Raw genomic sequence first — 5,874 nt, forward strand, 5'->3', positions numbered from 1 at the left:
CGGAAGTGTCTAGATTATCCGTGGCGATTCAGTATCTAAGGATTTAACAGTCCCCTTAACTGGATTGAAATCAAACATAGTCGATAAGTTATAAAGTAGAGGTATGTAGTGATTTTCTGCAAAAGCCATGCTTGAAAATAAGGAAGTACAAAGGAAAAGAGTAGAAGTTTTTATCATTTTTAAAATCTAAGCTCAAATTACCCTCAAATTAAGTAAGCTCATTACAGCATGCTTACTGCTAATCTTCAACATTGATACTGGCGGAGATGATTGCGCCACAACTGCGCCGTTTGCCGTAAAGTCGCTATCGTATCCAAACGTCTGAACACTACCCTTTATCACGTAACGGCGCCAGATTTCACGCATCAGTAAAACGTGCTGGCATTCGCCGCCGGAATCCGTACCATACGCGGCATACAATTTTTGCCCCTGCTGGCTCCGAAGGTAGTACTCAATGCAACAGAATCAAGAGATTAACAAAAAAGAGCAATACAACCTGAATAAGCTACGCTGATTTTGCCAACTCATTGATATCATTTGCTTTACCATTGAATTCAATTAGTTATAGCATAATAACTTCTCCCTAAAGCTACCCAGAACTACATTTTTAATGCCCTTTTTTTGCCCCTATTTCGCATTTTTGCCCCTAAATTTGCCCCTAACACTAGCCAGTGCGCCACCCTTCTTCTCCCTGCCCTATACTTTAAGTCTGACATCTGGGTGGAGGTTTCTATGTGTGGGCGTTTTGCACAAGCTCAAACGCGTGAAGAATACCTGGCTTACCTGTCCGATGAAGCTGATCGCGACATCGCATACGACCCTGAACCTATTGGCCGATACAACGTCGCGCCCGGCACCAAAGTGGTGCTGTTGAGCGAACGCGACGAGCAGCTGCATCTTGATCCGGTTTTTTGGGGTTATGCGCCCGGATGGTGGGATAAGCCGCCAATGATTAACGCTCGCGTCGAAACCGCGGCCGCAAGCAGAATGTTTAAACCTCTGTGGCAACATGGCCGGGCGATCTGCTTTGCAGATGGATGGTTCGAATGGAAGAAAGAAGGTGACAAGAAACAACCTTATTTTATCCATCGGGCAGACGGTCAGCCGATTTTTATGGCGGCTATCGGCAGCACACCGTTTGAGCGAGGCGATGAGGCAGAAGGTTTTCTGATAGTAACGTCTGCCGCTGACAAAGGCCTAGTGGATATTCACGACCGCCGGCCCCTGGTCCTATCGCCAGAAGCGGCCCGGGAATGGATGCGCCAGGACGTTGGAGGGAAAGAAGCGGAAGAGATTGTATCTGACGGCTCTGTACCAGCTGAGATGTTTATCTGGCATGCTGTGACCCGTGAAGTAGGAAATGTAAAAAATCAGGGGAGAAAATTGATAGAACAAATAGATATATAATCTGATGTACTTTTGATGTGTACTTTATATTTGGTTCAATATTATCTCACTTTAAGAAAGAAATATATTTGCAGCCATCGAACCACTAAGCCCATTTATACGATAAAATTCAACACGAACGCCAGGTTTTAACGTTTGGCTTTCATTATTTCTTAATGCAGAAATATGTAAAAAAACATCTTTTCTGCCATCTGATGGGATAATCAATCCCTTTCCGCTCTTGAAGTCAAAACTTTTGACAATTCCTGTCATTTTACGAGACAAATATTTTCCTAATGGCAATCCAGATTTGACTATACAGGATTGGTTAATAATAGCTAATCCTATTTTATTGGCCTTCCGGAAGGCTAAAATAAAATTTGCTTAATCATTCAGCACGTGCCTTAATGGTTTGACTGATTCGTTGCGATGATGAATCTAACTTTTCCAAAAGCCGTTCTCATAACCAGGTGTTATCTCTGATACCTCCTCCTCTTGAGTCCATACATATACCAGCATACGTTTCTTATCATGAGCTTGCTTGTCAGTTGAAATGTTCAAACGGAGTTTGTATGTCATCTAAAATCATAGGTCTTGTTAAGTGGTTTAACGAAGATAAGGGGTTTGGTTTTATCTCCCCACTCGATGGAAGTAAAGATGTTGTTGTTCACACTTCTTCCCTGCTGGGAGAAACATTTAATACTCTATTTGAAGGACAAAAAGTCAAATTCGCTATCATAGCTGGAACTAAAGGTCCAATCGCTGCCAATGTAACACTTTGCGATAGATAATTTTTAGATGGTTTACTTAACTTAAGCCAGCATGACTTTATCAGTGGAAGGTGATTGTTCGGTTACGCACATCATTACAACAGGCCAGCATGTTTACTTACCATCAAGTTTGCTGACCGATGTGATGAAATGCAGGACTGCTGCATGAACAGTCTCAAAGCAGAAGCTAACTGCTTATAAAATATTAAAGTGCGTAAGAGGTTAGGCAGCCTCTAAAAGCATCACTTCTTATTTTTTTATTAATTTTTTTAGAAGCGCTGGGGAGATTTGAATAAAGCACAGCAGTATGGGCACACCAATTGAGCCCCCTTTTGTACACGATTGTAACTATGTTCGGAATCTCTTGAGCAGTTTGGACAAGGGCATTTTACTAAATAATTTCGGCGGAATTGAGTGTTTTTACGTGCTGACATAGACTTCTCCAGTTCAAATGGACCGTTACAGTACACGTTAAGTCAGTATAATGCTTGTTTTAATTTCGAAAGAGGCAAAAAAAAATGAACAAACAGCCCCCCCTCTAACACCTGCAGGAGCTAAAAGCCCTCAAAATACATGGTGATATATGAAAAAAGTAATCATTTTTTTTAATGGTAAGCCAAGTAAAGTTATCACTGTGCTTAAAGGTGTGACATCAATACGCGAAGAATATCCTAATGGAGAAGTGATAAACCTTCAGATAATGTCAGCAGGTTTTCCCTCTTTAACAGGTGACCATGAAGTGGTCTATGTGGCTTCAGATCGAGAGCTTACCTCTCAGGAAATATTAGATGCGGCGCAGAAGTATCTTTGACGCTTGGGATTCAACGCCAACATTCATGAAATCATTATTATAACTACGTTTAATTATTATAGCCTGCTTAACGCAGGCCTTTTTTTACCCCCACACAAACATTTATAATTAAGACTTGTACATCCAACGCCATGGCAATATGACTTTATTGCTGAAGCAACCATAAGGCTTCCATGAAAATCCTACATTACACAGTATTAATAGTTATTGAAGCCCCATTCTCAGATAATAATATCAACCCTCTTATTTTAGGTCTCTTGCATGACCGAAACTATTCAAGTAAGTCAAACCGAGGCGTTAAACTACCATCCCATGCATTCATTGGTTCAGAGGGTCAGGCAGTTTTAGAGTGGGAATCTGAAAAAGATGGAGCAGAAAAACTAAAAAAAAGACTCTACCAGATGCTGCATGGAATTACACGTTTAGAAGAGTCTCCCACAGCAATTTTTCTAATGATTTGCCCAGAAGATAAAACCTTAACCTTTGTTTCAAGACTTAAAGTAAAAAAATGAACATCGATATTTTAACCTTCACCATCTGAAAATACCGTGACCGTGAAAACTGCGAAAGAAAATCATGAGGCACATCAGTAAATTTTGTATCATTTGCTAAGCATTGCTGTTACATTCGGTTTTATGATGAATCCTCCTCAGCGGCAGGGCTAACTAACCTGATGATTTGTATATCAAGCGGCTCATCGTGAATTTCTGAAGCAGCGAGTCACGAGTGGTTAGCTCAATGACTCACCGGGAGGCACCCGGCATCATATCCATAAGCCCCTGTATAATTGCAGGGGCTTATTTACATTACAAAAGCATAGCAGTAGACATATTACTCTTAATACTCATAGCCGATAATTAAGTTCGAATGAATATACCGTTTAAAGAATCATCTAACTTTTATTAGGTCTGAATACCTCGTAGTATATCGTGGAGATAACATATCCCGTTTCATCTGCCATTGCTGCTGTATGCCCTGCCCGGCAAAATAAAGCGTTCCCTTTCCATCTTTCGCGTTCAGATAATCCAGAACTTCCATCAACCTATCGCTACCAGCGCGCGGCGCGTTCTCGTCGAACAAGTTGAGCTGGGCCACACCATGGCTAAAGAAGTCACCCAGCATAATGCCGGCTTTCTGGTAACGGTGTCCGTCTTTCCAGATTTTGTCCAGGCACTTTACCGCGGCGTTAATGATGTCGCGTGAATCCTGAGTGGGGGTAAGAAGCTTGATGGACGCACTGTTACCATAATACGGCTCGTTAAGCGCAAAGGGAGAGGTTTTCACGAACGCAGAGATAAACCGGCAATACTGGTGCTCACCACGAAGCTTTTCAGCACCACGGGCCGCATAGCTGCAGATGGCCTGACGCATCTGCTCATATTCTGTGACGCGTTCACCAAAAGACCGGCTGCAGACGATTTCCTGCTTAGCTGGTGCAAACTCCTCCAGCTCGAGGCATGGCTCGCCGCGCAGCTCCCTGACCGTTCGCTCGAGTACCACGTTAAAGTGCTTGCGGATAATCCAGGTGCTTTGTTCTGAGAGGTCAAAAGCCGTTTTGATGCCCATGGCGTTAAGCTTCTTACTGATGCGCCTGCCGACGCCCCAGACGTCCTCCACCGGAACCAGAGCAAGCAGTCGGCGCTGGCGATCGAGATTGGACAGGTCCACTACCCCGCCTGTTTGCCGCTGCCATTTTTTGGCTGCGTGGTTTGCCAGCTTAGCGAGTGTTTTAGTCTGCGCTATACCAACACCGACTGTCAGGTGCGTGCGCTTCAGAACCGTCGCACGGATCTCTTTGCCGAACTCCGTAAGGTCCCGGCAGTTGCGAACACCATTAAGATCGCAAAAAGCCTCGTCAATGCTGTAAATTTCGACGCGGGGGCTCATTTCCTCCAACGTTGTCATCACCCGGTTGGACATGTCAGCATAGAGCTCGTAATTACTGCTGAAGCAAACAACACCAGAGCGCCGGAATAGATCCTTTTGCTTAAAGAATGGCTCTCCCATGGTAATTCCAGCCGCCTTGGCCTCGGCGCTGCGCGCGATTACGCAGCCGTCATTATTCGAGAGAACAACCACTGGCCGCCCTTTCAAATCGGGCCGAAACACCGTCTCGCATGATGCGTAGAAAGAATTTACATCACAGAGCGCAAACATATTCAGCTCGCAGATTTAACGATGAAAGTCACTACACCGAACACATCGAGTGTGTCCTCGTTGCCGACGATAATCGGCGAGTAAGCGCTGTTCATTGGAATGAGCTGAACTGTCGGGCGCAGCTGCAGGCGTTTAACTGTAAACTCCCCTTCCACCGCTGCGATGACAATATCACCATGCTCAGCAGTGCGCGAACTGTCCACAACCAGCAGGTCACCATCACTGATCCCTGCTTCGATCATAGAGTCGCCGGCAGCCTTAACGAAATATGTTGAGCTCGGATGAGCGACAAGTAACTCATTGAGATCGATGCGCTGTTCAACGTAATCAGCTGCGGGGCTTGGGAAACCACACTGTACTAAGTCACTGAAAAGCGGGAGAGCGATAATTTCTCGCAATTCTGTTGGCCTGATAAATTCCATTGCACACACCTCATATACTGTTTTTATATACAGTAGTTTTATTTATAAGTGTCCGCAAGATATAGGCCCTATCGTCACTGCTTAAAGCTTCGCCGTTTCGTTTCTAAGTTTCTCTGGCGCTTCGAATTATGGCTTTTGTAAATTTTTTGGTTATGTTTCTATGTGAACAGATTTAAGTCGCCGCGCATTCTTACATTCGATAGGTGGCGGTTTTCTCAGCTTCCAGACTGCAACGCTTTGACCTGTTTCTTTAAATCTTCAATTTGGTCCATTAAAGCCAGAATGGCTTCATGATGAAGGGCTGCAGCCACACCGTAGGTATCAGGGC

Annotated in this window: 8 protein-coding genes and 1 pseudogene; 5 read left to right on the top strand and 4 right to left on the bottom strand. The window is 44.2% G+C overall.

The genetic code is table 11. The annotated features are described in order from the left end of the window. Positions 1–326: 326 nt before the first annotated feature. Together HMPREF3143_RS26280 and HMPREF3143_RS10755 are read left to right on the top strand one after the other, a co-directional pair. A pseudogene (locus tag HMPREF3143_RS26280) lies at positions 327–419 on the top strand (site-specific integrase); the annotation flags it as partial. A 313-nt stretch (positions 420–732) separates the two neighbouring features. Next, positions 733–1,407 carry an SOS response-associated peptidase gene (locus HMPREF3143_RS10755; RefSeq protein ID WP_070533007.1) on the top strand — a complete coding sequence of 225 codons (675 nt, stop codon included), beginning with the start codon at positions 733–735 and terminating at the stop codon, positions 1,405–1,407. Between the two features lie 51 nt (positions 1,408–1,458). Here HMPREF3143_RS10755 and cspF read toward each other — a convergent pair whose 3' ends face one another. Next, positions 1,459–1,671, bottom strand: coding sequence for a cold shock-like protein CspF (gene cspF, locus HMPREF3143_RS24765; protein ID WP_084832170.1), 213 nt, complete (start codon positions 1,669–1,671; stop codon positions 1,459–1,461). Positions 1,672–1,958: 287 nt separating this feature from the next. On the opposite strand from cspF, the gene HMPREF3143_RS10760 reads away from it, so the two are divergent. Next, complete coding sequence (locus tag HMPREF3143_RS10760; RefSeq protein ID WP_045370991.1) at positions 1,959–2,177, top strand: cold shock domain-containing protein; 219 nt, start codon at positions 1,959–1,961, stop codon at positions 2,175–2,177. Between the two features lie 248 nt (positions 2,178–2,425). Here the strand turns inward: HMPREF3143_RS10760 and HMPREF3143_RS26085 are convergent, their stop codons facing one another. Then, on the bottom strand, positions 2,426–2,590 hold the full coding sequence (locus tag HMPREF3143_RS26085) for a YnfU family zinc-binding protein (protein ID WP_217628554.1): 165 nt from the start codon (positions 2,588–2,590) through the stop codon (positions 2,426–2,428). Positions 2,591–2,739: 149 nt separating this feature from the next. On the opposite strand from HMPREF3143_RS26085, the gene HMPREF3143_RS10765 reads away from it, so the two are divergent. Together HMPREF3143_RS10765 and HMPREF3143_RS25620 are read left to right on the top strand one after the other, a co-directional pair. Next, on the top strand, positions 2,740–2,967 hold the full coding sequence (locus tag HMPREF3143_RS10765) for a hypothetical protein (RefSeq protein WP_025910815.1): 228 nt from the start codon (positions 2,740–2,742) through the stop codon (positions 2,965–2,967). Positions 2,968–3,140: 173 nt separating this feature from the next. Then, the gene (locus HMPREF3143_RS25620) at positions 3,141–3,479 is read left to right on the top strand and encodes a hypothetical protein (RefSeq protein WP_126296580.1); all 339 of its coding nucleotides are present in this window, start codon (positions 3,141–3,143) and stop codon (positions 3,477–3,479) included. 376 nt (positions 3,480–3,855) lie between these two features. Here HMPREF3143_RS25620 and HMPREF3143_RS10770 read toward each other — a convergent pair whose 3' ends face one another. Beyond that, entirely contained in the window at positions 3,856–5,124 is a 1,269-nt protein-coding gene (locus tag HMPREF3143_RS10770) for a Y-family DNA polymerase (RefSeq protein ID WP_070533009.1), read from the bottom strand. Between the two features lie 2 nt (positions 5,125–5,126). Continuing rightward, positions 5,127–5,546 carry a translesion error-prone DNA polymerase V autoproteolytic subunit gene (locus HMPREF3143_RS10775; protein ID WP_070533012.1) on the bottom strand — a complete coding sequence of 140 codons (420 nt, stop codon included), beginning with the start codon at positions 5,544–5,546 and terminating at the stop codon, positions 5,127–5,129. Positions 5,547–5,874: the final 328 nt, after the last annotated feature.

Source organism: Enterobacter sp. HMSC16D10 (assembly GCF_001807145.1).
Lineage (GTDB): Bacteria > Pseudomonadota > Gammaproteobacteria > Enterobacterales > Enterobacteriaceae > Enterobacter > Enterobacter roggenkampii.